Origin of the sequence: Streptomyces sp. NPDC047525, from assembly GCF_040643025.1 — a bacterium.
GTDB classification, from domain to species: domain Bacteria; phylum Actinomycetota; class Actinomycetes; order Streptomycetales; family Streptomycetaceae; genus Streptomyces; species Streptomyces durmitorensis.
In genome coordinates, this window is record NZ_JBEYTL010000021.1 from 41,193 (window position 1) to 65,561 (window position 24,369).

Consider the following 24,369-nt stretch of genomic DNA (forward strand, 5'->3'; position numbering starts at 1 on the left):
CACCCGGACGGAAACAGGAGAACCACCCGCATGACCGATGCCGTGATCGATCTCAACGCCGACCTCGGTGAGGGCTTCGGCCGCTGGCGCCTGACCGACGACGAGGAGCTGCTCTCCGTCGTCACCAGCGCCAATGTGGCCTGCGGCTTCCACGCGGGGGACGCGGCCACCATGCGCCGGGTGTGCGAGCAGGCCGCCGCGCGCGGCGTGCGGATCGGCGCCCAGGTCTCGTACCGCGATCTGGCGGGCTTCGGACGCCGCTCCATGGACGTACCGGCCGACGAGCTGGCGGCCGAAGTGGCCTACCAGATAGGCGCCCTGGAGGTCTTCGCGCGGGCGGCCGGCACGCGCGTGTCGTACGTGAAGCCGCACGGCGCGCTCTACAACCGCGTCGTCCGCGACGAGGAGCAGGCGCACGCCGTCGTCGAAGGCGTCCTGCTCGCGGACCACACGCTGCCCGTCCTCGGGCTGCCCGGATCACGCTTCCTGGAGGTGGCCGACAAGGCAGGACTTCCCGTCGTCACCGAGGCGTTCGCGGACCGCGCGTACACCCCGCAGGGCACCCTCGTGCCGCGCGGCAGCGACGGCGCCGTCATCACGGAGGCGGACGCCGTCGTCGAACGCTCCGTGGGCATGGCCCGGTCCGGGACCGTCACCGCCCTGGACGGACAGCGCATCGACGTCCGCGCGCGCTCGCTGTGCCTGCACGGCGACACCCCGGGGGCGGTGGCCCTCGCCCGGCAGGTCCGGGCGCGCCTCGCGACGGCGGGCGTCCGGGTGGAGGCCTTCGCGTGAGGGTGCTCCCGGTCGGCGACCTGGCGCTGCTCGTCGAACTCGCCGACGGCGACGAGGCGCAGGCGCTCCACGCCGAGCTGCTGCGCCGCAGGGCCGCGGGCCTGATCCGCGTACGGGAGATCGTGCCCGCGGCCCGCACGGTGCTCCTGGACGGCCTCGACGACCCGGGCCGCGTCGGCGCGGAGCTCGCCGCCCTGGAGATCCCGCCGCTGTCGGCGCGCGACGAGGACGTGCGCGAGATCCCGGTCCGCTACGACGGGCCCGACCTGGCGGACGTGGCGGCGCACTGGGGTGTGCCGGTGACGGAGGTCGCGCGGATCCACTCGGCGGCCGAATTCCGGGTCGCCTTCTGCGGGTTCGCACCCGGCTTCGGCTATCTCACCGGGCTGCCGGAGCACTACGAAGTGCCCCGTCGGGCCACCCCGCGTACGAGCGTCCCGCCCGGCAGCGTCGCTCTGGCGGGGCCGTACACGGGCGTCTATCCGCGCTCCTCACCCGGCGGCTGGCAGCTGATCGGCACGACGGACGCCGTCCTGTGGGACCACGCGCGCGTGCCTGCCGCGCTGCTCACCCCGGGTGTGCGGGTGCGCTTCGTTCCCATGCCGTCCGCGCCCACGCACTCCGCGCCCCTGTCGGAGGCACGATGACCGACCGTGCCTTCGCCGTCGTGCGGGCCGGGGCGCTGACCACGGTGCAGGACCAGGGCCGCCCCGGGCACGCGCACCTCGGAGTGCCACGCTCGGGAGCCCTCGACCCGGCCGCGGCGCGCCTCGCCAACCGCCTCGTCGGCAACCCCTCCGACGCCGCCGTCCTGGAGACCACCCTCAACGGCTGCTCGGTGCGGCCCCGTTGCGCGGTGACGGTGGCCGTCGTGGGCGCGCCCTGCCCGGTGACGGTCGACGGCCGCCCGGTGGCGTGGGGTGCGCCCGTGCGGGTGCCGGCCGGTGCGCTGCTCGACGTCGGAGCGGCCGTCTCCGGAGTACGTTGCTACGTCGCGTTCGGCGGCGGAGTGAGTGTCGACCCGGTGCTCGCCAGCCGCTCCACGGACCTGCTCTCCGGGCTCGGCCCGCCGCCCCTCGCGGACGGAACCGTGATCCCTCTGGGGCACGCTGCCGCGCCCCACACGCGCGTGGACACCGTCCCGCACCCGGCGCCACCGCGTGAACTGATCCTGAGGGTGACGTCCGGGCCCCGCGCCGACTGGTTCACCGCATCGGCCGTGCGCACGCTGACCACGCGCGCGTACCGGGTGTCCTCGGCGAGCAACCGCATCGGTCTGCGCACCGAAGGGCCCTCCCTGGAGCGGGCGTTCACCGATGAACTCCCCAGCGAGGGCATGGTCCTCGGCGCCGTCCAGGTCCCGCCGGACGGCCGGCCCGTGGTCTTCCTCGCCGACCACCCGACGACCGGGGGCTATCCGGTGATCGCGGTGGTCAGGGAGGCGGATCTGGCCGGGGCCGCGCAGGCGGTGCCGGGCACGCCGGTGCGCTTCGTCCCGGCGGGACGGCGCTGAGGCCGCCCACGGACTCCTACGCCGCGCCCGGCTGCTCGGCCGCGCTGAGGGCGGCGAGCGCCGCCGTCACCGCGTGGGTGGCGCTCAGGTCGAGCCGGGCGCTGCTGCCCCGCACCTGGTGACGTACCTCGTCGGCCGCGAGGGTGAGCAGCTGGGGCAGCAGATCGGTGCACCGGCGCGCCACCCAGCCGGTCCCCGCGGTGGCCAGCCACAGCAGGCTCGCCGACCGGGTGGGCGACGGCAGTTGGGGCTCGCACGAGGGCGGGCTGCCCGCCGCCAGGCCACGCGCCGCGAGCAGCGCGTGGAAGCGGGCGGCGACGAGACGGTGGCCCCGCTCGCCCGGATGCAGCCGGTCCGCGCTCCACAGGGTGCGGTCGGTGACCCACTCGTCCTCCGCGAGGTGCAGGTGGACGGCGCCGTACCGCTCGGACAGGGCGTGCACGACGGCGTTGACCGCCCGTTGCCGCCGGGCGAGGGGGCGGGCCAGCGCGCTGGGGAGGCCGAGCATGGCCCCCGGGTCCGGGAGGCAGGCGGTGAGCAGGTGGGCGCCGTGCCGCGCGGCGGCGGCGTAGACCTCGTCGAGGCGTGCCGCCACGGCCCGGATGTCGAAGGTGCAGCGGAGGGTGTCGTTGACGCCGACGATGACGGAGACCAGGTCGGGCCGCAGCTTCAGCGCCTCGGGGAGCTGCCGGTCCAGCACGTCCGCGCTCTGGGAACCGCTGACGGCGAGGTTGTGGAACTCGACGGCCCCGCAGGACGGGGCGAGCAGCGCGGCCCAGCCTCGCCACCCCTCCCCCACGGGGTCCCCGATGCCCTCGGTGAGGGAGTCACCCATGGCCACGAACCTCAGCGGCTTCACGAGGCACGTCCCTCGTGCGGCGCCACCCCGTGGACCCCTCCGCCCGGCACATCAGTACCCCGCACCAGGGTTGGGCCCACCCTTCCCCCAAGCTCTCGGCTCCGCTCGAGCAGGGGAGGCCCCATCGCCCTGCGGGACGCCTGCCCACGACTGAGGCCACCGGATCCCGCCGCATCATGGGCCCCCAAGAACGCCCCCACCGCCCCCTCCCACCCAAAGCACTCCGCACGCGCGCGTGCCGCTTCCCTGCGTGGGCGTTCGGGGCGCGCGAGCAAGGTCTGCACGGCCGTCGCGAAGGCCTCGGCGCTGTCCGTCGCCGCCGCGCCCGCACCGCCCACGATCTCCGGCAGCGCCGACGACGCGCTGGCCACCACCGGCGTACCGCACGCCAGCGCCTCCAGGGCCGCGAGCCCGAACGTCTCGCAGGGCCCCGGTGCCAGGCAGACGTCGGCCGTGGCCTGCAGCGCCCCCAGGGCCGCACGGTCCGCGACGTGCCCCAGGAACGTCACCGGCAACCGCCGCTCGCGCGCCCGCAGTTCCAGGCGCGTACGCAGCGGGCCGTCCCCCGCCACCACGAGCACCGCGGACACGCCCCGGCCACGGAGCACCTCCAGGGCGTCCAGTGCCATGCCCGGCCGCTTCTCCACGGAGAGCCGGGAGCACAGCACAAGAAGCACCTCGCTCCCTCCCGCGAAGCGGGCACGCACGCGTGGATCACGCAGCCCCGGACGGCTGGCCGCCAGGTCGACCCCGAGTGGCGCACGGACGACGTTGCGCGCCCCGATGCGGACGAACTCGCGCTCGGCCCACTCCGTGGTGCACACGACCCGCGCGTACGCGTGCGCGGTACGGGAGTTGAGCGCGTCGGCCGCACGCAGGGCGGCCTCCTGGGGCACGCCCCAGGACCTGAGGACGCCGTCCGCCGTCTCGTGGGAGACCATCACGGCAGGGATCCTGCGGTGCCGGGCCCACGCGCCGGTCCAGCGCAGAGTCGTGCGGTCGGACACCTCGATGCGGTCGGGCGCGAGGCGTTCGAGGAGCCGGGCCACCCTGCGGCGGTCCGTGAGGACGCGGTAGCCACCGGTGCCGGGCAGCAGCGTGCCCGGCAGGGTCACGACACGGCCCTGGTCGGTGTCGCGGACCCCGGACCGTTCGCCGGGCACGATCAGCACGGGCTCGTGCCCTGCCGCGAGGTAGCCGCGCCCCAACTCCCGCAGCGCGGTGCGCAGTCCGCCCGACGAGGGGGCGACGAAGTTGGCGAGCCGCACGATCCGAAGGGACGCGGAACGCGGCCCACCGGGCCGCACCGTGGTCTCCCTGTACCGGGCCGCCCTCATGCCGCCACCGCCGTCCGCGCGGCCAGCACCTGGCCGTAGTGGTCGACGAGCTGCTCGCCCACCGCCTCCCAGGTCCGCCCCTCGACGGCCGCGCGCCCGGCCCTCCCGTACGCGGCGCGCAGCCCCGGATCGGCGGCGAGCGCCCAGACCGCGTCACGCACCGCGAGGGCGTCCTGGGGCGCCACCAGGACTCCGGTGCGGCCGGGGACGACGAGGTCCAGCGGTCCTCCTGCGGCGGGCGCGACGACCGGCACACCGCTGGCCATGGCCTCCTGCACGGTCTGGCAGAACGTCTCGTACGGCCCGGTGTGCACGAAGAGGTCCAACGAGGCGAAGATCCGGGCCAGTTCGTCCCCGGTGCGGCGTCCCAGCATGACCGCGCCGGGCAGTGCCGCCCGCACGGAACCCTCGCTGGGCCCGTCACCGACGACGACGAGGCGTACGCCCTCCAGGGAGCACACCCCGGCAAGGAGTTCGACCTGCTTCTCGGGAGCGAGACGCCCCACGTAGCCGACGATCAGCTCACCGTTCGGCGCGAGTTCACGGCGTACGGCCTCGTCCCGGAGGGCGGGCCCGAACCGGGCGGTGTCCACACCCCGCGGCCACAGCCGCACCCGTGGCACGCCGTGCGTCACGAGATCGCGCAGGGCGGCCGACGACGGGGCGAGGGTGCGGTCGGCCGCGGCGTGGACGGCGCGGATGCGCCGCCAGGCGGTGGACTCCCCCATCCCCATGTACGTACGCGCGTAGCCGCCCAGATCCGTCTGGTAGACGGCGACGGCGGGAAGGCCCCGGCGCGCGGCGGCTGCCATGCCGCGCACACCGAGGACGAACGGGCTGGCCAGATGGACGATGTGGGCCCGGTGCGCGCTCAGCGCCGCCGACAGGCGCCGACTGGGCAGTGCCACCCTGACCTGCGGATATCCGGGGAGCGGCAGGGAGGGGACACGGATGACGGGACAGGGCGCACTGGCATCGGCGGCGGCGTCCGCCCCGGCCGCGGGGGCCGGGGCGATGACCAGGGGGTCGTGACCGTGCGCGGCGAGCTGCCGGGCGGTCTGCAGGGCGCAGTGCGCCACGCCGTTGACGTCGGGAGGGAAGGATTCGGTGACGATGACGACACGCATACCCGTGTTGTCGTCGTGCGGGGCGTGGTCACGTCAACGTGGATCTTTCCTCGCGAGGAACGTCCCATGAGCGTTCCGCTCCGCGCGCGCCCGCCACGGGGCGCATCCAGCCGTTCCGCCGCCGCGTCGACGGCGCGCCCGGCTACACCTCGGCCGCGTCGGGGCCGATCCTGCTCCGTACCGCGGTCTGTACCTCGTCCTCCTCGGCGGGGTCCGCGGCGAGCCTTCTGAGCTGGGTGACCACGCGGGCGTCGCCGGTCTCGGCGTGCCGTGCGGCGACCTCGCGGGTGGACTCCTCGCAGTCCCACAGGCATTCGACGGCGAATCCGGCGGCGAAGGAGGGGTCGGTGGCGGCGAGGGCGCGGGCGGCGCGGCCGCGCAGGTGGGAGGAGGCGGTCTCGCGGTAGACGTGGCGAAGGACGGGGGCCGCGCATGCGATGCCGAGGCGCCCGGCGCCGTCGACGAGGGTCCAGAGGGTCGGTGCGTCCGGGCCTTCGCCGCGGACGGCTTCGCGGAGGGCGGCGAGGACGAGCTTGCTGTCCTGGGCCCCGCCCCTGCAGGCGAGCACCCGTCCGGCGGCGGCGCCGAGCGCGTCGGGCCGCAGGGCCCAGCGGCGGGCCCGCTCCACGGCGGCGACGCTGCGCATCCGCTCGAAGGACTCGGCCGCGGCGTCCACGACGGCCCGTGACGGGCTCTGGACGGCGTACTCGATCAGGTCGAACACATCGGGATCATGGGCGTCCGCGAGGTAGCGCAGGGCCGTGCCGCGCGCCCCGTCGGAGCCGGTGCGGGCGGCTTCGAGGATCTCGGCGCGGTCTTCGGGCCCGGCGACAGCGCTCAGGCAGCGGGCCGCGGGCACATGCAGGACGGCGCCGCGTTCGAGCCCTTCCTGCGCCCAGTCGAAGACGGCCTGGACGCTCCATCCCGGGCGTGGGCCCGACGGCCGCATCTGGCGCTGCCATCGGTCGAAGGAGCCCTGCTCCCGGGCGGTCCGCACGCGGGCACCGACGGCCTCGCGGGGGTCCTCCTCCCACAGCCGCCAGGGCCGGGGTTCGTAGGCGTCGCGCACGGCGGCGGCCAGTTCGGCCTCGCCCTCGGCGTCCGAGGGGAATCTGGCGAGCACGGGCACGGCGAGGGCGCGCAGGCCCGCGTCGTCGTCCCGCAGCGCCAGTTCGTCCAGGGCCCAGGCCCAGTTGGTGCCGAAGGCCGCGTACCTGCGCAGCAGTTCGAGGGCGTCGTGCCTGCCGTACGAGGCGAGGTGCCCCAGGACGGCGAGCGCGAGGCCGGTGCGTGAGTCGTCCGTGTCCAGGACGTCCTCGGGGTCGAAGAGGTGCCGCTCGATCTCCTCGATCCCGCCGCGGAGATCGAGGTAGAGCCGGGCGTAGTAGAGGGAGCGGTTCTCCACCTGCCAGTCGTGGCGTGGGTCGTGGAGCACGCAGGTCTCGAGGGCGGCGAGCGCCTCGGAGCGGGGGGCGGTGAGTGCGTGCAGCGTGCCGTCGCCGCGGCCCCGCTGCAGCAGGCCGAGCAGCGTACCGCTGGGCGCTATGACCGGATCGAACATGGGAAACAGCCTCACATCAAGCGTCGACGCAACCGGGAATCGTGAATTACCTGGCCGTGCGCCAACACGTCGGGCCGCCCGCCGTCTCTTGCTTGCTGTAGACCATCTTCCTCTGCCTCTCGTCGGTGGCCCGCAGGGATCCCGGACGGGAGGTCCGGGGGCGGGCCGCTCACGGTCCGCGCGGTGCGGCAACTCCTGCCCCGCCGTCGCGTCCGTGAATCACGTCGTCATGATGACCCAGCGGTTCAGCCCGCCGCGACCACATTTCCAGCGCCCCCGTTGTTGCTGGTCAGCTACCCCGCTCAGGCCGCCCCGAACAGCTCGACCAGCTCCGTCTTGGCGAACATCTTGGCGGTGTCCACCGCCGACGGCGTGCCCGCGGCCGGATCCGCGCCGGCGTCGAGCAGCGCCCTGATCACCGCGTCCTCGCCCTTGAAGACGGCTCCGGCGAGCGGCGTCTGCCCCCGGTCGTTGGCACGGTTGGCATCACCGCCCCGCTCCAGGAGGGCCCGGACCGCGTCCGCGTGGCCGTGGTAGGCGGCGAGCATCACGAGGGAGTCGCCGCTGTCGTTGGTGAGGTTGGCCGGAACACCTGCGTCCACGTACGCGACGAGGGCCGCGGTGTCGCCCTGGCGCGCCAGATCGAAGATCTTGGTCGCCAGCTCCACGACTTCCGGGTCGGGGGCTTCGCTCATGGATCTGACCGCCTTTCGAGTGCGGGGTGACATGCGGGGTCGTACGCCGCCCAGTGCGGCCGTACGAGTGAATCGACAGGGTACTGCCCGTCCGGGCACATGACGGGGCGCGCCCGCGGCAAAGATCACGAAGGGCCCAGGACACCCTCCGAACCCCCGCTCGGGCGGCCCAGCAGAGCTCCGCCATTCGAGGGAAATTCCTGAAAATTCCCCCATTTGCACCTTTTATCGTATGGATACATGCTGTGAACCTGGAACAACTCATGGTGACTGTCCCCACCAACCAGGAGAACCCTCATGATCCTGTCCATCTCCGGCGTCGTGCTGCTCGGAATCATCGTCTTCCTGTTCTTCCGCAAGGACGGCCTCAAGGCGTCCCACGCTCTGGTCTGCGCGCTCTTCGGCTTCTTCATGGCGGGCACCGCCATCGCCCCGAGCATCAAGGCCGGCAGCGCGAGCCTGGCGAGCCTCCTCGGCGGGATCAAGTTCTGATGTCCCCTGCTCCCTGCCCCCGGTAGCAACTTCGTTCGCACCATCTGGAGACTGACGTGGCCCGGCGCCCCCTCCCCCGCATCCTGAGCAACGGCACCGCCTCGATCGCCCGGAGCCGGGAGTTCGCACGGTCGGCCGCCGACAGCGCCACCGACGTCCTCCACCCGCTGATCACGATCACTCGTGGACTGCGCCGGCTGGCAGCGGCCGGGCGGCGCAAGTGGGCCGACACCCCCAAGGACCGGCGCGGACCGCTGCTGTTCCTGGTGGCTTCGGTCGTCCTGGTCGTGGCCCTCATTCCGTACGGTCCGCTGCTCGCCGCCATCTGCCTGATGGCGGCCGCCGCGTGGACCGGCAGGGAACGCACGGCTCCGGCGCCCACCGGTCCCGACGAGGCGCAGACCCAGCGGCTGCAGTCCCTCTACGAAGCGCTCGTCCCGTACTTCTCCGTCCCCGAGGATCCGGCGCCGCTCTTCGCGCACGGCGGCGAGTGGGACAAGGCCCTCACGTCGTACGAGTTCGACGAGAACGGACGTGTGTGCCATCTGGTGGTGCGCTACCCCGCGTACTTCACCGACGGCGAGGCCGACTCACGCGCACGGATCGAACAGCTGCTGCACGCGAAGGCGGGCCGCGGCCGCGAGTACCACTTCGAGTGGGACGAGGAGGGCAACCAGCTCACGGTGAACGTGCTGCCCCCGCTGCCCACCGACATCGCCGCCCAGCGGTTCGTCACGTCCCCCGGCGAGACCGTCCTCGGCTTCACCGACCCCACCGGCGTCCAGCGCACCCTTCCCGTGCAGGACGGCGGCGAGCAGCGCGACGTTCCGCCGGTCGTCTGGCGCACCGGCCCCCGCTCCACCGAGCCGCACCTCCTGGTGGTCGGCGAGCCCGGCAGCGGCACCACGACCCTGCTGCGCTCCATCGCCCTGCAGGCCCTGGTGCACGGAGACGTCCTCATCGTCGAGGGCAGCGGCATCGGCGACTACGCCTGTCTGACCGGACGCGACGGCGTCCTGGCCATCGAGTGCGGGCTCGCAGGAGCCCTGGCGAGCCTGGAGTGGGCCGCGCACGAGACGGAGCGGCGCCTGATCTCCGCCAACCGCGCCCGGCAGGCGGGCCACCCCGCCCCGGACGACACCAAGCGCCCCCTGTGGATCCTCCTGGACCGCCCCAGCGTGCTCGGTCACCTGGCAGCCGCCGACGGACGCAAGGACCCGCAGTCGCTGCTCCAGGTGCCGCTGCGGCACGGCAGGGCGGCCCATGTCACGGTGGTCGTGGCCGACCAGTTCGACAGCCTGGACGCACTGAGCGACCCGGTGCGCCAGCACACCCGCGCGCGCGTGGTCCTCGGCCCCACGACGCTCGACCAGGTCGAGGACATCCTCGGGGTGCCGCCCCGCACGACGCCCACGTCCGACGTCCCGCCCGGACGCGGGTACGCCCGGCTCGGCACGGGTCCGGTGCACCGGCTCCAGGTGCCCGCGACGCCCGATCCGTACGACGACGCGACGAGCGAGTCACACCGGCAGGCGGTGATGGAACTGCTGCCCGCACGGAGCACCCCTGCCGACGGCGGCACCGGCACCGGCACCGAGGCGGACTCCGAGGCCGACACCGTGGCGACGGAACCCGACGCGACACCGGAGCCCGTGCCCGCCGAGAAGTGACGCGCAGGAACAGCTGACGCTCAGGCCACGAAGGCCCGCGGCGCCTCCACGCCCGCGCCCGCCCCTGTCTCCACCAGGCGCGCGGCCGCCGCGAGGCGCACCGCCGCCTCGTCCGCCACCGCGCCTCCCACGGTGAACGGCAGCCGCACATACCCCTCGAAGGCTCCGTCCACGCCGAAGCGCGGCCCTGACGGGACCCTGACCCCCACCCGCTCGCCCACCTCGGCGAGGCGGGAGCCGGAGAGCCCTCCGGCGCGTGCCCACAGGGTGAGGCCACCGGCCGGTACCGCGAACTCCCATTCGGGCAGCTCGCGGCGGACGGCGGCGACCAGGGCGTCGCGGTTCTCGCGGGCCTGGTCCCTGCGCACCTGCACGGCCGACTCCCAGCCGCCGGTGCTCAGGAGCCAGTTCACGGCCAGCTGTTCGAGGACAGGGGTGCCCATGTCGGCGTACGCACGTGCCGAGACCAGGCTCCGGATCACGTCGGGCGCGGCCCGCACCCAGCCGATGCGCATACCCGCCCAGAAGGCCTTGCTCGCCGAGCCGACGGTGATGACGGTCGAGCCCGCCGGGTCGAAGCCGCAGACGGGGCGCGGCATCGTCGCGTCGTCGTCGAGCTGCAGCTCGATCATGGTCTCGTCGACGACGAGGACCGTTCCCGCGGAGCGCGCGGCGTCGACCAGCTTGCGCCGCTGGTCCTCGTCGGCGAGCGCTCCCGTGGGGTTGTGGAAGTCCGCGACCACATAGGCGAGGCGGGGTGCGGCGTCCCGCAGCACCTGCCGCCAGCGGTACATGTCCCACCCTTCGAGCCCCTCGGACATGGCGACGGGAACCAGGCGGGCGCCCGTCTCGCGCATGAGCTGGAGGATGTTCGCGTACGACGGGGACTCGACGGCGATGCGTTCGCCGCGCGGCGCGAACAGATGGCAGATCGCGTCGATGGCGCCCATCGCCCCGGTCGTGACCATGATCTGTTCGGGCATCGTCGGGATGCCGCGCGCGGTGTAGCGCTCGGCGAGCATCTGACGCAGCGCCGGCAGACCGGCGGGGAAGTCTCCGTGCGTGTGCGCGTACGGGGGGAGTTCCCCCAGGGCTCCCTGCACGGCGCGGGTGAGCCAGGGCTCCGGCGCGGGCAGCGCCGCGCAGCCCAGGTCGATCATGGAGCCGAGCGCCTCGGGCGGCAGGGGTTCGAGCCCGCGTGCGGGCAGCGGGTTCCCGGCCGGGACGGCGGTCCAACTGCCCGCTCCCCTGCGGGACTCCAGGAAGCCTTCGGTGCGCAGCGCCTCGTACGCGGCCGCGACCGTGGTCCGGCTGACGGCGAGGGAGACGGCGAGCTCGCGCTCGGCGGGCAGGCGCGCGGCGACCGGGACGCGGCCTTCGAGGACGAGCATGCGGATGCCGTCGGCGAGGGCGCGGTAGGCGGGCGGGCGGCGCGTGCCGGGGCCCGCGGGGCGCGTCTGCTGGGAGGTGAGCAGCCGGGCGAGCTGTGTGGCGCCCACCGCCGAAGTCCACTGAGCCATGATTCCCAGTCCACCTTCCTGGAATTGGCCATGGTTGGCATCCCTTTACGAGCCACAGAGTGTCATGTGTCAGGCCACTACCACCAGCAGGGGGGCATCTCTTGTCCACGACGAAGCCACCGACGACCGGCCGGTCCGGGCAGCCGGGGCAGTCCGTGCAGCCACAGCCGGTGAAACCGCACCTCGCGCGTCGGCTCATGCAGTTGTACGTCGGTCTGGCCCTGTACGGCGCGAGCTCCGCGCTCCTGGTGGTGTCCGGTCTCGGCCTCGAACCGTGGAACGTGCTGCACCAGGGTCTGGCCGAACTGACGGGGATGTCCATCGGCGTCGTCTCGATCTTCATCGGGGCCGCGGTGCTCCTCCTGTGGATCCCGCTGCGGCAGCGCCCCGGCCTGGGCACGGTGTCCAACGTCTTCGTCGTCGGCCTCGCGATGGACGGCACCCTCGCCCTGATGCCGGACGCGCACGGGCTCGGCGCCCGCATACCGCTCCTCGTGGCGGGGATCGTCCTGAACGGCCTGGCGACCGGGCTCTACATCGCCGCCACGTTCGGTCCTGGACCGCGGGACGGCCTGATGACGGGCCTGCACCAGCGCACGGGCCGCTCGATCCGGCTGATGCGGACACTCGTCGAGGTGGCGGTGGTCGCCACCGGCTTCGCCTTCGGCGGCACGGTGGGCATCGGAACGGTCCTGTACGCGCTGGCGATCGGTCCGCTGGCCCAGTTCTTCCTGCGCTTCTTCGCCGTCCCCGCTCCATCCCGGGGAGGCCCGGCGGCAGCCGGCGGTCCATCGGAGCAGGCGATACTGCAGCGGTGACCACGCGCGTACGCCATCCCTATCTCGACCACCCCGGCCCGCTGCCCTTCGCCCACCGCGGCGGGGCGGCGGACGGCCTGGAGAACACCGCCGTCGCGTTCCGGCGCGCGGTGGACCTGGGGTACCGCTACATCGAGACGGATGTGCACGCCACAGCGGACGGCCGTCTTGTGGCCTTCCACGACGCGACGCTCGACCGCGTGACGGACGCGGCCGGGCGGATCGCCGACCTCCCGTGGAGCGACGTGCGCCACGCGCGCGTGGCGGGCAGCGAGCCGGTGCCCCTCTTCGAAGAGCTCCTGGAGGCCTTCCCCGACGTCCGCTGGAACGTGGACGTCAAGGCCGAGCCCGCCCTGCTCCCGCTCCTGGGGCTGCTGCGCCGCACCGACGCCTGGGACCGCGTGTGCGTCGGCTCGTTCTCCGAGTCCCGCGTGGCACGGGCCCAACGGCTCGCGGGGCCACGCCTCGCCACCTCGTTCGGTACGCGCGGCGTGGCGGGCCTGCGGCTCGGTTCGTACGGCGTCCCCGCCCCCGTGCGCCGCTCCGCGGTGTGCGCGCAGGTGCCCGAGACGCACGCCGGGATCCGGGTGGTGGACCGCCGCTTCCTGCGCGCGGCCCACGCGCGCGGGCTGCAGGTGCACGTCTGGACGGTCAATGACGCGGAACGTATGGCCGCCCTTCTCGACCTCGGCGTGGATGGCATCATCACTGATCACATCGAGACGCTGCGCGACGTGCTGAAGGACCGGGGAGCCTGGACCTGACCGCCTCGCGAGCGGCGGACCACGGGGATCAGCGAGGGGGCACGGGTGGGCACCGACACCGTGCGAGCGGCACCACCGGCCGACGAGGGCGCCGCCGGGCGGCGGCGCGAGCAGCGCGGCTGGTACTTCTACGACTGGGCGTGCTCGGTCTACTCGACGAGCGTCCTGACCGTGTTCCTCGGCCCGTACCTGACGGAGATCGCCAAGTCGGCCGCCGACGGCGACGGATACGTCCACCCGCTGGGCATCCCGGTCAGCGCCGGGGCCTTCTTCGCGTACGCGGTGTCGGCATCGGTGATCGTCTCGGTCCTCGTCATGCCGCTCGCGGGCGCCGCGGCCGACCGCACGGGCCGCAAGAAGCCGCTGCTCGCCGTGGCCGCCTACGTGGGGGCCGCGTCGACGGCAGGCATGTTCTTCCTGGACGGCGACCGCTATCTCCTCGGCGGCTTCCTGCTGATCGTCTCCAACGCCGCGCTCGCCGTCTCGATGGTGGTCTACAACTCCTATCTGCCGCAGATCGCGCCTCCCCAGGAGCGTGACGCGGTCTCCTCGCGCGGCTGGGCGTTCGGTTACGCGGCGGGCGCGCTCGTCCTGGTGGCGAATCTGGTCCTGTTCCTGGCCCACGACACCTTCGGCGTCTCGGAGTCGACGGCCGTGCGCATCTGCCTGGCGTCGGCGGGCGTGTGGTGGGGCGCCTTCACGCTCGTACCGCTGCGGCGGCTCCGTGACCGCAAGGTGCCGCCTTCGGAGGCGTCGGCACGCGGCTGGCGGCAGCTGGCGTCGACCGTGCGCGACATGCGCCGCCACCCGCACACCCTGTCCTTCCTGCTCGCCTACCTCGTCTACAACGACGGCGTGCAGACGGTGATCTCCCAGGCGTCCGTCTACGGCTCCGAGGAGCTTGGCCTCGGCCAGTCCACGCTGATCGTGGCGGTCCTGCTCGTGCAGGTGCTCGCGGTGGCGGGGGCGCTCGCCATGGGGCGCCTGGCACGGACGTACGGCGCCAAGCGCACCATCCTCGGCTCGCTCGTCGCGTGGACGGTGACGATCGGGGCCGGGTTCTTCCTGCCGGCGGGCGCGCCCGTGTGGTTCTTCGCGCTCGCGGCGGGGATCGGCCTGGTGCTCGGGGGTTCGCAGGCGCTCTCGCGGTCCCTGTTCTCGCATCTGGTGCCGGCGGGCAAGGAGGCCGAGTACTTCTCCGCGTACGAGATCAGCGACCGCGGCATGGCCTGGCTCGGGCCGCTGATCTTCGGCCTGACGTACCAGCTCACGGGGAGCTACCGGGACGCGATCGTCTCGCTGGTGGCCTTCTTCGTGATCGGTTTCGTCCTGCTCGCGCGGGTACCCGTACGGCGCGCGATCCGCGACGCGGGAAATCCCGTACCCGACAGGATTTAGCAACTGAAGCCAAAGGGCGGTAGTGTACGCGTTTGGCTTACCAGGCGGACCGTTACTGCGCGCTCAAGATTGAGAAACGCAGGGTGACATCCTCTGTCAGATGTGACATACCGGGCGCTGGTGGGTACAACAAGGGGCGGCATACGACGGCGACGCATGACCCTTAACGGGAATCTTTACCGCCGACCGGACGTTGACCGGATGACGACGACAGCGACACCTGTCCTGTGGGCGACAAGCCCGGGAGGCACGATTCATGAGTGAGCGAGCTCTTCGCGGCACGCGCCTCGTGGTGACCAGCTACGAGACCGACCGCGGCATCGACTTGGCTCCGCGCCAGGCCGTGGAGTACGCATGCCAGAACGGACATCGATTTGAGATGCCGTTCTCGGTAGAGGCAGAAATCCCGCCGGAGTGGGAGTGCAAGGTCTGCGGGGTCCAGGCACTCCTTGTAGACGGCGACGGACCCGAGGAGAAGAAGGGCAAGCCTGCGCGAACGCACTGGGACATGCTCATGGAGCGCCGGACTCGAGAAGAACTCGAGGAGGTCCTGGAGGAGCGCCTCGCGGTTCTCCGTTCAGGAGCCATGAACATCGCGGTGCATCCGCGGGACAGCCGCAAGTCCGCCTGACGGCGAACTGAGGAACACCGCACAACACCGCACACGAAGGCCGGGGCCACTGCTCAGCAGTGGCCCCGGCCTTCGTGCTGTCCGCAGCCGCCCGCGCGGGCGGCTGCGCCGCTCAGCGGGGCGGCAGCTGCGGGTCGTCCGGGTGCGGGCCGCGGGCCGGCCGCTCGTCGTCCCTGATGACCTCGCCCTGGACGACCTTGCCGTCCGGACGGTGCATGCGCGCCTGCTGGAACGCGTCGCCCAGGCCGCCCTGCGCGGTGGCCTCGCGGACCTTGCGCTCGAAAGTCTTCTCCGCCGTACGACTGACGGCCTTCTGGACGGGCGGCACAAGGAGGAGCAGTCCCAGGGCGTCGGAGATCAGCCCCGGCAGGATGATCAGCAGGCCGCCCAGCATCGTCAGGGCGTTGCCACCGCCCCGCTCGGAGGGGTGCGGCGCCAGACCGCCCTGCTGCTGCTGTTGCAGCGCCTCGCTCAGCTCGCGGAAGGCCCGGCGCCCTGCACGCTTGATGACCATGCCGCCGAGCACCACACCGGCCACGAGCAGCAGGAACACCGTGAGCCCGCCGGCGGCGCCCGCCACCACGGTGAGCAGCCAGATCTCCAGGACCAGCCACGCGGCGATGCCGAGCGGCAAAAACCTCAGGACGCGGGAGCGCCGGGGCCGGGCGGGTCGGGTGGGCGGTACGCCAGTCGTCATGGGTCCAGTGTGCCTGGACCCGGCTCAGACCGGCATAAGGGGGATGATCGACGAGCGACCGCGGGACGAGCGGTGATCAGGGGTCCTTGCGGCCGTTACCGGGCTCCTGGGGTCCCTGGGTTCCCCCGGTGTCCTTGCGGCCCAGCGCGCGGCCCACGCGGCCGACGCGCTCCCCCACGCCCCACGCCGTGACGCGCCACAGCGCCTCGGCGACGATGTCCTGGCTCATCTTGCTGTCGCCGAGCTCTCGCTCGATGAAGGTGATCGGCACCTCGACCACGTGATAGCCCGCCTTGATCGCCCGGCGCGCCAGGTCGACCTGGAAGCAGTACCCCTGCGAGGCGACCTCGTCGAGGCCGATGCCTTCGAGGGTCTCGCGGCGGAAGGCGCGATAGCCACCGGTGACGTCGCGGATCGGCACGTCGAGCATCAGCCGGGAGTACGTGCTGCCGCCGCGGGAGATGTACTGGCGGTACTTGGGCCAGTTCACGATCCGCCCGCCCGGCACCCAGCGCGAGCCGAGGACGAGGTCGGCGCCCTTGAGCGCGGTGAGCAGCCGGGGCAGCTCCTCGGGCTGGTGGGAGCCGTCGGCGTCCATCTCGACGACCACTCCGTAGTCGTTGTCCAGGCCCCACTGGAAGCCCGCGAGATAGGCCGCGCCGAGGCCTTCCTTGCCCTTGCGGTGCAGTACGTGGACGTGGTCGTCGTCGACCGCGAGCTCATCGGCGATCTTGCCGGTGCCGTCGGGGCTGTTGTCGTCGGCGACGAGGATGTGCGCCTCGGGCACGGCGACCCGGACACGGCCGACGATGGACTGGATGTTCTCCGCCTCGTTGTAGGTCGGAATGATCACCAAGGCCATGCCGAGCGGGCCGAACTGCCTCCCCTGGTCACCGGTTTCGGAGACCCCACCGCCGTCGTTCACTACTGCCCCTTCGTTCGTACGCAGAGGACCACCATAGTGGCCGCTTCCATCAGGGCCGCGGCGGCACGTGCGGTTGAGGGGAGTACTGCGGATCGGGGCCCGGCACCCTTCGGGCCGACCTGGGGCCCGCTGGCTGCGGGTCGACCGAGAGCCGTTGTCTACTGAGCGTCCGGGCCCCACCCGGGTCACACCTGCCGGCCCGGTGGAACGTTCCCTCGCATCCGCGGCGCGGGCGCTGGACCTGGCTCCCAGTGGCGGTGCGCCGGTGCGGCACACCACCACCCATGGCCCAGCGGCGTTCGACGGTTGCGTGGAGATTCTCCGGTCGGACGTCCTGTGGTGGACCCGGCCGAACCTACCGGCCGACGGCCGCGTTCTGTCAATAGCCGTTTGACCTGGGCCGATTCCAAAGAGCTCCAGGTCAGTGCCGAGGATACGCAGGTCGTGCGACGCGCCAACGGACCGCGATCGGCGGTACGCACCGCCGGGACATCACTCTTGTGGCCGTACGAAGACCGTCTTTCCGAAGACGACCGTGCGCAGGCAGACGGGGAGTTCGGCGCCGGGGGTCAGGTCGGGCAGCCCGGGCGTGCCGGAGCGCGGATCGGTCGACCAGCGCGCGACCCGGTCGTCGGGGGCCTGGACCACCAGATCCCCGGTCCGCCAGACGGCGTAGTCGGCGGGCGCCCCCGGCACCAGGACGCCCGCGTCGTCCCGCCCGATGGCCCGCCAGCCGCCCCGGGTGTGGGCGGTGAACGCGGCGCGCACCGACACGCGGTGATCGAGGTTCTGGTGGAACGCGGCGGCCCTGACCGTGCCCCAGGGGTCGAGCGGGGTGACCGGGCTGTCGGAGCCGAAGGCGAGCGGGACGCCGGTGCGCAGGAGGGCCGCGTACGGGTTCAGGGTGCGGGCCCGCTCGGCGCCCAGGCGCTGGGCGTACATGCCGTCGTCGCCGCCCCACAGGGCGTCGAAGGCGGGCTGCACGGAGGCGGTGAGGCCGAGTTCGGCGAAGGCGGCGATCGTCTCCGGGGTGAGCATCTCGGCGTGCTCGACGCGGTGCCTCGCGGCGCGCACGCGGGCCAGGCCGACCTTCTCCGAAGCCGCGCGGAAGCCGTCGACGACGGCGGTCACCGCGGCGTCGCCGATCGCGTGGAATCCCGCCTGGACGCCCGCCTCGGTGCAGGCGACCACGTGGGCGGTGACGGCGGCCGCGTCCAGATAGGCGGTGCCGGTGTGTCCGGAGTCGGCGTACGGCTCGTGCAGGCAGGCGGTGTGCGAGCCGAGGGCGCCGTCGACGAAGAGATCGCCCGCGGCGCCGATGGCACCCAGCTCCTTTGCACGGGCGACGCCTTCCTCGCCCTGCTGGGCCCAGTAGCCGACGACGCGGGGACCGGCCTCGTCGGCGGCGAGGCGAAGCAGCCCCGTGAGGTCGTCCTCACCGGAGATGTCAGGGCCCGCGCACTCGTGCACGGAGCCGATGCCGAGGGACGCGGCATGCTTGAGCGCCGCGCGCTGGGCCTCGGTGCGCTGCTGCGGGGTGAGGGCGCCGAGGGCGGCGGCGCGCACCGCGTGGTGGGCGTCGGCGGTCAGCGGCGCGTCCGCGTGGAAGCCGGTGCGCCCTGTGACGCCGGGGACGAGGTCGAGCAGCGCCGTGCTGACGACGGCCGAGTGGACGTCGATGCGGGAGAGATAGAGGGGACGTCCGCCGGACGCCTCGTCGAGCTCCGCGCGCGTGGGCGGACGGCCGCCCACCCAGCGGGCGGCGTCCCAGCCGTGGCCCAGGAGGACCCGGTCGTGCGGCCGGGCGGCGGCGTGTTCGCGCACGCGGACCAGCGCGTCGTCCAGGGAGCGGGAGCCCGTCAGATCGAGTCCCGTCAGGGCGAGTCCGGTCGCCGTGGTGTGCACATGCGCATCGGTGAACGCCGGGGTGACAAGAGCTCCTTCGAGGTCGACGACCTCGTCCACGCCGTCGGCGAACGCGTCGGCGGCGCCCTCGGATCCCACCCAGGCGACGTGCCCGCGTTCGACGACCATGGCCGTGGCGAACGGATCGGCGGGGCTGTGGACGTCTCCGCCGCGCAGCAGCACGGTGCGGTGGCCCTGAGGGCCGTTCTGGGGGGTGGTGCTCTCGCTCATGGGAACAGTCTGGCCCCTGCGGGTACGGGCCCCGCGCACGGGGCTGCCACGGGCGGCTCAGACCTGCGGGGGCCGGGCCTCGTAGGGCGTGGAGAGCACGACCGTCGTCCGCGTGGAGACGCCGGCGAGTGCGCGCAGGCGGCTCAGCAGGTGTTCGAGCTCCAGGGGGGTCGCGACGCGCACCTTGAGGATGTAGTTCTCGTCGCCCGCCACGCTGTGGCACGCCTCGATCTCCGGGACGCCCGCGAGGCGTTCGGCGATGTCGTCGGGTGCGCTGGGGTCGAACGGCTTCACCGAGATGAACGCCGTGAGCGGAAGGCCGACGGCCTCCGGGTCCACGACCGCGCCATAGCCGCGGATGACGCCCCGCTGCTCAAGGCGGCGCACCCGCTGGTGCACGGCCGATGTGGACAGGCCCGTGGCCTTGCCCAGGTCGGTGTAGCTCATCCGCCCGTCCTTGACGAGCAGCTGCACGATCTGTCGGTCCAGCTCCTCCATGCGCTGAACCTACAGGGCTCTTGATCCCTCCGGATACCTGTGGGCACGGCAGCGGCATCTTCTCCGGGCATGTGACGAACGCCACATACCTGTGACCGTGTCCAAAGGGATGCCACGATTACCTCTACGACGGGACGGGAAGTGCTTGCTGTGGTCGAGGCCGCAGCGCCTTCTCGGCCCACCCAAGGGGGAGAATCCCATGCAGAACTTGAAGCGCCCCGGTCGCCCTGCCCGCAGCAAGCAGCAGCGCTCCGACGAATTCGCGCCCGCACCCGTATCGGAGGGCGTCGAACCGGCCGAATCCGAGTTCGACGCGTACGACACCTTCGAGATGTACCGGGTGACGTGCCCCGACTGCGCGCAGCCGATCGCGCTCCTCGCCGACGAGGACGTCCTGCCCGAGCACGCGCTGTGCGCCACGCGGTGGAACCCGTTCGGGCTCACGGTGTGCCCCGGCACGGGCCGCGCCGCGGCCGACGCGGAGCCCGCGGACGAGACGATGGAGGCTCAGGAGCAGGACACCGCCCTGCTGTTGACGCTCCCTCAGGGACTCGACTGGCGGACGCAGCCCTTCTCGCACGTCGGCGGCCAGGGCTCGCGCCCGCGCCGCGTACCGGAGCAGGACGGGCGCTCCGCGGCCTGACGTCCACCCATAGCCGCTACCAATAGCTGCCCTGCACCATGGCCGCCAGGCTGGCGTGGTGCAGGATCAGCGTGTCCGGGTCATCGGGGACCGCCGCCTCGCCGAAGTGCACCTGGCGGTAGGCGACGCGCAGCATGACGACGGCGTGCCGCAGCGCCGCGTACAGCGTGTGGAATTCCATGGACCGCGGCGTGTGGCCCGTCAGCCGGGCGTAGCGCTCCTCGATGGCTTCACGGCGCAGGAAGCCGGGCAGTCCGTCCTGCCCGAAGCTCACCGTCAGGTCCTGGAAGAAGCGGTGCAGGTAGACCATCCAGCCGAGGTCGACCTCGCGGGGTGCCAGCGCCGCCATCTCCCAGTCCAGGACGGCCGCGGGGTCGAACCCGTCGTAGATGACGTTCCCTATGCGTGCGTCGCCCCAGTTGAGGACGGTCTCGCCCTCGTCGGCGGGCCACGACTCCTCCAGCCGGTCGAAGGCGCTCTCGATGAGGGGCGAGCGGGGCAGGCCGTCGACCACCCAGTGGTAGTAGGCGCGTTGGGCGTCGACGTGGCGGCGCAGCGGGCTGCCCTCGCCGGGGAGTGTCAGGAACTGGGCCTCCGCCACGGGCACTTGGTCGTGGAGGTGAGCGATCAGGCGGATCGAGGCCTCCTCCAGGTGCGCGCGTTCGGCGTCGCTCGCCGCATGGAGCCAATTCCCCTCGTACGTATAGGGCATGACGTCCGGCGGCACGCGCCCCTCGACCCGCTCCATGACGAAGAAGGGCGCGCCGAGCGGCCCCGGGTCGTCCTCGAGCCACAGCACGCGCGGCACGGGCAGATCGGTGGACTCGGCGACGAGCCGCATCGTGCGGTGCTGGCGCGGCAGGTCGTAGACCGGGAAGATCGTGTACGCGGCCGGGTCCGCCGCCACGCGCAACGCGCAGGCCCGCAGCGGTGGTTCAGGGTGCTCGATGTCGAAGAGCAGGGTCTCGCTCGACATGCCGTTGGACTCGGGGACCCGTACGCCGGTGGCCTTGGCGCCGGGCAGGCGCACGGCGAGCCAGGCCGTGAGCCTGCGGGCCAGCTCCTCCGGGTCGCGGGTGGTGGTGCGGGGACGCGGTGCTGTCGCCATCGCCGAGCTCCTCTCAGCTGTGGATCTCAGGGGGCCACGGAGTCGAAGCCGGTGAAGCCGCTCGGGTCGTGGCGGCCGAAGCTGCCGTGCTCGAAGATCCCGTACCCCGTCTGCCCGCCCAGGGTGAAGCGGGCCGCGTGGTCGATGACCCCGTAGGCGGCCCGGGGGTGCGCCGACGGATCCGACAGGTCGTAGTCACGGCGGTCGGTCCAGCCGCGCCCCTGCCAGGTGCCGTGCTGCCAGTCGTCCGCGGGCGGATAGCCGGCGCCGACGGCGAGCGGCAGGGAGGCGAGGACCTCGACGCCGAGCTCCAGGGACTTGCGGTCGTCGGGGTCGGTGAGGTGGATGACGGCGCGCTCGGGGTGGCGGGTGCCGGAGCGGTAGGTGATGTCGGCCTGGGGCCAGCCGAGTTGGCGATCACGCGCGCCGTTGCGTACGAGCGTCGCCTCGTTGAGGGAGCGGTGGCCGTCCGCGTCCTCCTGGGCGATGACCATCAGGAAGCGGTCGTCGAAGCGCACCGGGCTCCAGATCCAGTGGAAGCCCTCGGTGCCGAACTCCTCCTCCAGGCGCCCGCGTTCCTCGCCGGGGATCGGCCGCACACCCCAGCTGCGGTCGCGGGTGGCGGTCCACTCCCCCGCGGTCACCGGTATCTCCTCGCCGCCGACGCGGATCACCCCGGCACAGCCGCCCGCCTGGACGAAGCGGCGCCCTTCGAGGGAGAGCCGGTCGCCGCGCCGCTGGATGTGGTGCGGCTCCCAGAGGGCGGGGAAGTCCGCGGTCCACGCGATGTCGTACGAGAGTGAGTCGGGGTCGTGCGGGTCGGCGGCGCACCTCAGGCGCAGCCGCCGCAGCGGTTCCTCGACAGTGATGGTCAGCGGGCCGACGGAGAGGTTCATCCGGTCGTCGCCGAGCGCGTCCGACGCCCGTACGGCGTGGAGCGTATCCCCGATGCGCAAAGTGGCGTACGCATCGATGACACCGACGTTCGGGTAGACGCCGAGACCGAGGATGAGGAGCGCGCGGCCCTCGTGGTCGAAGAGGTGGAAGATGCAGCGGTCGTAGGCGTTGCGGTCGCCCGTCGCGACCTGCTTCATGGACAGCGGCACCTGATGGATCGGGTACTCGTCGAGCGGGACGGGACGGTCGTCTGCCACGGCAAACCTCCCTGGGTGCACGGCAGTTGGCTGGCACGGGGCGGAGACCGGGCCCCCGGCGCGGAGTTGACGGTACGTCAGACCGCGTGACGGAGCCAGACACGTGTCAGCCCGCGTTCGCCGCGCCGCGGACCCCGCACGGATCGCGCGGACACGGGGCGTCGCGGGGGGTCGCGGGCACGCCCCGGGCGGCCGCACGGGCAGGTCGCGAACTGACGCTCGAATTCCGTGAGCGGTGACCAGCTCCCCGCGGCGCGCGTTGGCCACGTATGACCACCCCCACGCCGATGCCCGCCACGCATCCGCCGACCGGCCGCCGCAGGCGCACCCTCCTGACGGCTCCCCCGCCGTCCGCAGAATCGGTTCCCCAGTACCCGCAGCACCAGCAGCACTCGCAGCCGCCGCAGCGCCCGCAACCGCCCCAGCAGCCACCGCCCCCGCCTCAGCCCCAGCAGCCGCACCTGCTGGATCCACCCATCTACCGCGCCCTCATCCGGAACTGGGCCGAGCGGGGCAAGACCCTGCCGGGGCGGCACGACCCGGAGTGGGTGCGACTCGCGGCGCCCGCGGTCAGGCTCGGGCAGTTCAGCGCGAGTCGGGACCCGCGAGGTGACGGGCGATGACCATCCGCTGGATCTGATTGGTGCCCTCGACGATCTGCAGCACCTTGGCCTCGCGCATGAAGCGCTCCACGGGGAAGTCCGCGGTGTAGCCATAGCCTCCGAGCACCTGAACGGCGTCCGTCGTGACCTTCATCGCGGCGTCCGTGCACAGCAGTTTGGCCATGGCCGCCTGCTTGGAGAACGGCCTGCCCGCGTCGCGCAGCCGCGCCGCCGAGAGGTAGAGCGCGCGGCCCGCCTCGATCTGCGTCGCCATATCCGCGAGCATGAACCGAAGGCCCTGGAAGTCCGCGATCGGCCGCCCGAACTGCCTCCGCTCGGTGGCGTATCGGAGCGCCTCGTCCAGCGCTGCCTGGGCCACGCCGACGGCGCAGGCCGCGATGCCGAGCCGCCCCGAGTCCAGCGCGGAGAGCGCGATCGCGAAGCCCTGGCCCTCCTCGCCGATGCGGCGGGCGTCGGAGACGCGCACCCCGTCGAAGTGGATCTGGGCGGTGGGTGAGCCCTTCATGCCCATCTTCTTCTCGGGCAGCGCCGCGTTCAGGCCCTCGGCGTCGCCCGGCACCAGGAACGCGGAGATGCCGCGGGCGCCGTCGCCGCCGGTGCGGGCCAGGACGGTGTAGAAGTCGGCGACTCCGCCGTGCGTGATCCACGCCTTCGTGCCGCTGATCACCCAGTCGTCGCCGTCGCGCACCGCCTTCGTGCTCAAGGAGGCCGCGTCCGAGCCCGATGCCGGCTCGGAGAGGCAGTACGCGCCGAGCAGTCCACCGCCGAGCATCGCGGGGAGGTGCTCCGCCTGCTGCTCCTTCGTGCCGTACCCCGCGAGCGCGTGGCAGGACAGGGAGTGGACGCTGACGCCGAGGCCGACGGTGAGCCGGGCGGCTGCGAGCTCTTCGAGGACCTGGAGATAGACCTCGTACGGCTGGTCGCCGCCGCCGAACTCCGAGGCGTACGGAAGGCCGAGCAGTCCGGACTCGGAGAGGAGGGAGAAGACCTCGCGGGGGAAGCGCCCCGCGTCCTCCTCCTCGGCCGCGCGGGGAGTGATCTCCCGCTGGACGAGTTCACGGACGAGCGAGAACAGATCCCGCGCCTCGTCCGTGGGCAACTGACGGTCCACGGACTGCTGCAAGGTTCGCTCAGGCATGGCGATCGCATCCTCCCTTTCGGCACTGCGGCGGACCCGCGGGGTAGTGCGGCGCCACCGTGTCTTCTCGGCCCGGCCGGTGGCGCCCTTCCGGGTCGCGGAAGGCGCTGTGACCAGCGGCTGTGGCGCGTTGAGTATGCCCGATCGGCGGCGGCCAGTCACTAGTTAACGACCGCTTACTCAAAAGATAGCCGACGGCCGCAAGAGGGGCGCGGGATTGGTCCGAACCATTGACCCCACTGGTCTAGTCCTCCTAGAGTCCAGCCG

Annotated in this window: 24 protein-coding genes; 11 read left to right on the forward strand and 13 right to left on the reverse strand. The window is 72.8% G+C overall.

Features of this window, described 5'->3' with window-relative positions; genetic code table 11:
- Window positions 1-30 precede the first annotated feature (30 nt).
- Genes ABZ833_RS39180 through ABZ833_RS39190 form a run of 3 tightly spaced genes read left to right on the forward strand, consistent with a single transcriptional unit; the run spans window position 31 to window position 2,308 of the window.
- Entirely contained in the window at window positions 31-795 is a 765-nt protein-coding gene (locus ABZ833_RS39180; RefSeq protein ID WP_361057634.1) for a 5-oxoprolinase subunit PxpA, read from the forward strand.
- Window positions 792-1,442 carry an allophanate hydrolase subunit 1 gene (locus tag ABZ833_RS39185; RefSeq protein ID WP_361057636.1) on the forward strand — a complete coding sequence of 217 codons (651 nt, stop codon included), beginning with the start codon at window positions 792-794 and terminating at the stop codon, window positions 1,440-1,442. Before ABZ833_RS39180 ends, ABZ833_RS39185 begins: the two co-directional genes overlap by 4 nt.
- Window positions 1,439-2,308 carry a biotin-dependent carboxyltransferase family protein gene (locus tag ABZ833_RS39190; protein ID WP_361057638.1) on the forward strand — a complete coding sequence of 290 codons (870 nt, stop codon included), beginning with the start codon at window positions 1,439-1,441 and terminating at the stop codon, window positions 2,306-2,308. Before ABZ833_RS39185 ends, ABZ833_RS39190 begins: the two co-directional genes overlap by 4 nt.
- A 16-nt stretch (window positions 2,309-2,324) precedes the next feature.
- Here ABZ833_RS39190 and ABZ833_RS39195 read toward each other — a convergent pair whose 3' ends face one another.
- The 5 genes from ABZ833_RS39195 to ABZ833_RS39215 all read right to left on the reverse strand — a co-directional run bounded on the left by ABZ833_RS39195 (window position 2,325) and on the right by ABZ833_RS39215 (window position 7,887).
- Window positions 2,325-3,167, reverse strand: coding sequence for an SGNH/GDSL hydrolase family protein (locus tag ABZ833_RS39195; RefSeq protein WP_361057640.1), 843 nt, complete (start codon window positions 3,165-3,167; stop codon window positions 2,325-2,327).
- A complete protein-coding gene (locus ABZ833_RS39200; protein ID WP_361057642.1) occupies window positions 3,164-4,504 on the reverse strand; it encodes a glycosyltransferase in 1,341 nt (446 codons plus the stop codon). Before ABZ833_RS39200 ends, ABZ833_RS39195 begins: the two co-directional genes overlap by 4 nt.
- Window positions 4,501-5,631 (reverse strand): glycosyltransferase family 1 protein, encoded by a 1,131-nt coding sequence (locus tag ABZ833_RS39205; RefSeq protein ID WP_361057644.1) that lies wholly within the window; start codon window positions 5,629-5,631, stop codon window positions 4,501-4,503. The genes ABZ833_RS39200 and ABZ833_RS39205 overlap by 4 nt, the downstream gene beginning before the upstream one ends.
- Before the next feature lie 142 nt (window positions 5,632-5,773).
- Entirely contained in the window at window positions 5,774-7,192 is a 1,419-nt protein-coding gene (locus ABZ833_RS39210) for a HEAT repeat domain-containing protein (RefSeq protein WP_361057646.1), read from the reverse strand.
- Window positions 7,193-7,494: 302 nt separating this feature from the next.
- Entirely contained in the window at window positions 7,495-7,887 is a 393-nt protein-coding gene (locus ABZ833_RS39215) for an ankyrin repeat domain-containing protein (RefSeq protein ID WP_361057648.1), read from the reverse strand.
- Between the two features lie 297 nt (window positions 7,888-8,184).
- Here ABZ833_RS39215 and ABZ833_RS39220 point away from each other — a divergent pair, with 297 nt between their 5' ends.
- Both ABZ833_RS39220 and ABZ833_RS39225 read left to right on the forward strand, forming a co-directional pair.
- Entirely contained in the window at window positions 8,185-8,379 is a 195-nt protein-coding gene (locus ABZ833_RS39220) for a hypothetical protein (RefSeq protein ID WP_249591193.1), read from the forward strand.
- A 56-nt stretch (window positions 8,380-8,435) separates the two neighbouring features.
- Window positions 8,436-10,049, forward strand: coding sequence for an ATP-binding protein (locus tag ABZ833_RS39225; RefSeq protein ID WP_361057650.1), 1,614 nt, complete (start codon window positions 8,436-8,438; stop codon window positions 10,047-10,049).
- A gap of 20 nt (window positions 10,050-10,069) precedes the next feature.
- Here the strand turns inward: ABZ833_RS39225 and ABZ833_RS39230 are convergent, their stop codons facing one another.
- Window positions 10,070-11,569, reverse strand: coding sequence for a PLP-dependent aminotransferase family protein (locus ABZ833_RS39230; RefSeq protein WP_361057652.1), 1,500 nt, complete (start codon window positions 11,567-11,569; stop codon window positions 10,070-10,072).
- A gap of 197 nt (window positions 11,570-11,766) precedes the next feature.
- Here ABZ833_RS39230 and ABZ833_RS39235 point away from each other — a divergent pair, with 197 nt between their 5' ends.
- The 4 genes from ABZ833_RS39235 to ABZ833_RS39250 all read left to right on the forward strand — a co-directional run bounded on the left by ABZ833_RS39235 (window position 11,767) and on the right by ABZ833_RS39250 (window position 15,180).
- Window positions 11,767-12,387, forward strand: coding sequence for a hypothetical protein (locus ABZ833_RS39235; RefSeq protein ID WP_361057793.1), 621 nt, complete (start codon window positions 11,767-11,769; stop codon window positions 12,385-12,387).
- Complete coding sequence (locus ABZ833_RS39240; protein WP_361057654.1) at window positions 12,384-13,151, forward strand: glycerophosphodiester phosphodiesterase; 768 nt, start codon at window positions 12,384-12,386, stop codon at window positions 13,149-13,151. Before ABZ833_RS39235 ends, ABZ833_RS39240 begins: the two co-directional genes overlap by 4 nt.
- Window positions 13,152-13,196: 45 nt before the next feature.
- The gene (locus ABZ833_RS39245; protein ID WP_361057656.1) at window positions 13,197-14,549 is read left to right on the forward strand and encodes an MFS transporter; all 1,353 of its coding nucleotides are present in this window, start codon (window positions 13,197-13,199) and stop codon (window positions 14,547-14,549) included.
- A gap of 256 nt (window positions 14,550-14,805) precedes the next feature.
- Complete coding sequence (locus ABZ833_RS39250) at window positions 14,806-15,180, forward strand: RNA polymerase-binding protein RbpA (RefSeq protein ID WP_249591189.1); 375 nt, start codon at window positions 14,806-14,808, stop codon at window positions 15,178-15,180.
- Between the two features lie 112 nt (window positions 15,181-15,292).
- Here the strand turns inward: ABZ833_RS39250 and fxsA are convergent, their stop codons facing one another.
- The 4 genes from fxsA to ABZ833_RS39270 form a co-directional block, all read right to left on the reverse strand.
- Window positions 15,293-15,877, reverse strand: a complete 585-nt coding sequence (gene fxsA, locus ABZ833_RS39255; protein WP_361057659.1) for an FxsA family membrane protein — start codon at window positions 15,875-15,877, stop codon at window positions 15,293-15,295.
- Between the two features lie 76 nt (window positions 15,878-15,953).
- On the reverse strand, window positions 15,954-16,802 hold the full coding sequence (locus tag ABZ833_RS39260) for a polyprenol monophosphomannose synthase (protein WP_361057661.1): 849 nt from the start codon (window positions 16,800-16,802) through the stop codon (window positions 15,954-15,956).
- A gap of 492 nt (window positions 16,803-17,294) precedes the next feature.
- Window positions 17,295-18,938, reverse strand: coding sequence for an amidohydrolase (locus ABZ833_RS39265; protein ID WP_361057663.1), 1,644 nt, complete (start codon window positions 18,936-18,938; stop codon window positions 17,295-17,297).
- Window positions 18,939-18,995: 57 nt separating this feature from the next.
- On the reverse strand, window positions 18,996-19,436 hold the full coding sequence (locus ABZ833_RS39270) for an Lrp/AsnC family transcriptional regulator (RefSeq protein ID WP_249591185.1): 441 nt from the start codon (window positions 19,434-19,436) through the stop codon (window positions 18,996-18,998).
- 199 nt (window positions 19,437-19,635) lie between these two features.
- On the opposite strand from ABZ833_RS39270, the gene ABZ833_RS39275 reads away from it, so the two are divergent.
- A complete protein-coding gene (locus tag ABZ833_RS39275) occupies window positions 19,636-20,079 on the forward strand; it encodes a hypothetical protein (RefSeq protein ID WP_249591184.1) in 444 nt (147 codons plus the stop codon).
- A gap of 16 nt (window positions 20,080-20,095) precedes the next feature.
- On the opposite strand, the gene ABZ833_RS39280 is transcribed toward ABZ833_RS39275, so the two are convergent.
- Window positions 20,096-21,187 (reverse strand): phosphotransferase family protein, encoded by a 1,092-nt coding sequence (locus ABZ833_RS39280; RefSeq protein WP_361057665.1) that lies wholly within the window; start codon window positions 21,185-21,187, stop codon window positions 20,096-20,098.
- Window positions 21,188-21,213: 26 nt separating this feature from the next.
- The gene (locus tag ABZ833_RS39285) at window positions 21,214-22,341 is read right to left on the reverse strand and encodes a hypothetical protein (RefSeq protein WP_361057667.1); all 1,128 of its coding nucleotides are present in this window, start codon (window positions 22,339-22,341) and stop codon (window positions 21,214-21,216) included.
- A gap of 269 nt (window positions 22,342-22,610) precedes the next feature.
- Between ABZ833_RS39285 and ABZ833_RS39290 the strand changes: the two genes are divergently transcribed.
- Window positions 22,611-22,964: a hypothetical protein gene (locus ABZ833_RS39290; protein WP_361057805.1), complete on the forward strand. Its 354-nt coding sequence runs from the start codon at window positions 22,611-22,613 to the stop codon at window positions 22,962-22,964.
- Here ABZ833_RS39290 and ABZ833_RS39295 read toward each other — a convergent pair.
- Window positions 22,927-24,102, reverse strand: coding sequence for an acyl-CoA dehydrogenase family protein (locus ABZ833_RS39295; RefSeq protein ID WP_249591181.1), 1,176 nt, complete (start codon window positions 24,100-24,102; stop codon window positions 22,927-22,929). The genes ABZ833_RS39290 and ABZ833_RS39295 overlap by 38 nt on opposite strands.
- Between the last annotated feature and the right edge of the window lie 267 nt (window positions 24,103-24,369).

Bases quoted from the DNA above. Each gene is read 5' to 3' on its own strand.
- ABZ833_RS39275 (WP_249591184.1), top strand. From the start codon at position 19,636: ATGCAGAACTTGAAGCGCCCCGGTCGCCCTGCCCGCAGCAAGCAGCAG.
- ABZ833_RS39230 (WP_361057652.1), bottom strand. From the start codon at position 11,569: ATGGCTCAGTGGACTTCGGCGGTGGGCGCCACACAGCTCGCCCGGCTG.
- ABZ833_RS39220 (WP_249591193.1), top strand. From the start codon at position 8,185: ATGATCCTGTCCATCTCCGGCGTCGTGCTGCTCGGAATCATCGTCTTC.
- ABZ833_RS39205 (WP_361057644.1), bottom strand. From the start codon at position 5,631: ATGCGTGTCGTCATCGTCACCGAATCCTTCCCTCCCGACGTCAACGGC.
- fxsA (WP_361057659.1), bottom strand. From the start codon at position 15,877: ATGACGACTGGCGTACCGCCCACCCGACCCGCCCGGCCCCGGCGCTCC.
- ABZ833_RS39235 (WP_361057793.1), top strand. From the start codon at position 11,767: ATGCAGTTGTACGTCGGTCTGGCCCTGTACGGCGCGAGCTCCGCGCTC.
- ABZ833_RS39290 (WP_361057805.1), top strand. From the start codon at position 22,611: ATGACCACCCCCACGCCGATGCCCGCCACGCATCCGCCGACCGGCCGC.
- ABZ833_RS39200 (WP_361057642.1), bottom strand. From the start codon at position 4,504: ATGAGGGCGGCCCGGTACAGGGAGACCACGGTGCGGCCCGGTGGGCCG.
- ABZ833_RS39190 (WP_361057638.1), top strand. From the start codon at position 1,439: ATGACCGACCGTGCCTTCGCCGTCGTGCGGGCCGGGGCGCTGACCACG.
- ABZ833_RS39250 (WP_249591189.1), top strand. From the start codon at position 14,806: ATGAGTGAGCGAGCTCTTCGCGGCACGCGCCTCGTGGTGACCAGCTAC.
- ABZ833_RS39210 (WP_361057646.1), bottom strand. From the start codon at position 7,192: ATGTTCGATCCGGTCATAGCGCCCAGCGGTACGCTGCTCGGCCTGCTG.
- ABZ833_RS39270 (WP_249591185.1), bottom strand. From the start codon at position 19,436: ATGGAGGAGCTGGACCGACAGATCGTGCAGCTGCTCGTCAAGGACGGG.
- ABZ833_RS39280 (WP_361057665.1), bottom strand. From the start codon at position 21,187: ATGGCGACAGCACCGCGTCCCCGCACCACCACCCGCGACCCGGAGGAG.
- ABZ833_RS39215 (WP_361057648.1), bottom strand. From the start codon at position 7,887: ATGAGCGAAGCCCCCGACCCGGAAGTCGTGGAGCTGGCGACCAAGATC.
- ABZ833_RS39295 (WP_249591181.1), bottom strand. From the start codon at position 24,102: ATGCCTGAGCGAACCTTGCAGCAGTCCGTGGACCGTCAGTTGCCCACG.
- ABZ833_RS39265 (WP_361057663.1), bottom strand. From the start codon at position 18,938: ATGAGCGAGAGCACCACCCCCCAGAACGGCCCTCAGGGCCACCGCACC.
- ABZ833_RS39180 (WP_361057634.1), top strand. From the start codon at position 31: ATGACCGATGCCGTGATCGATCTCAACGCCGACCTCGGTGAGGGCTTC.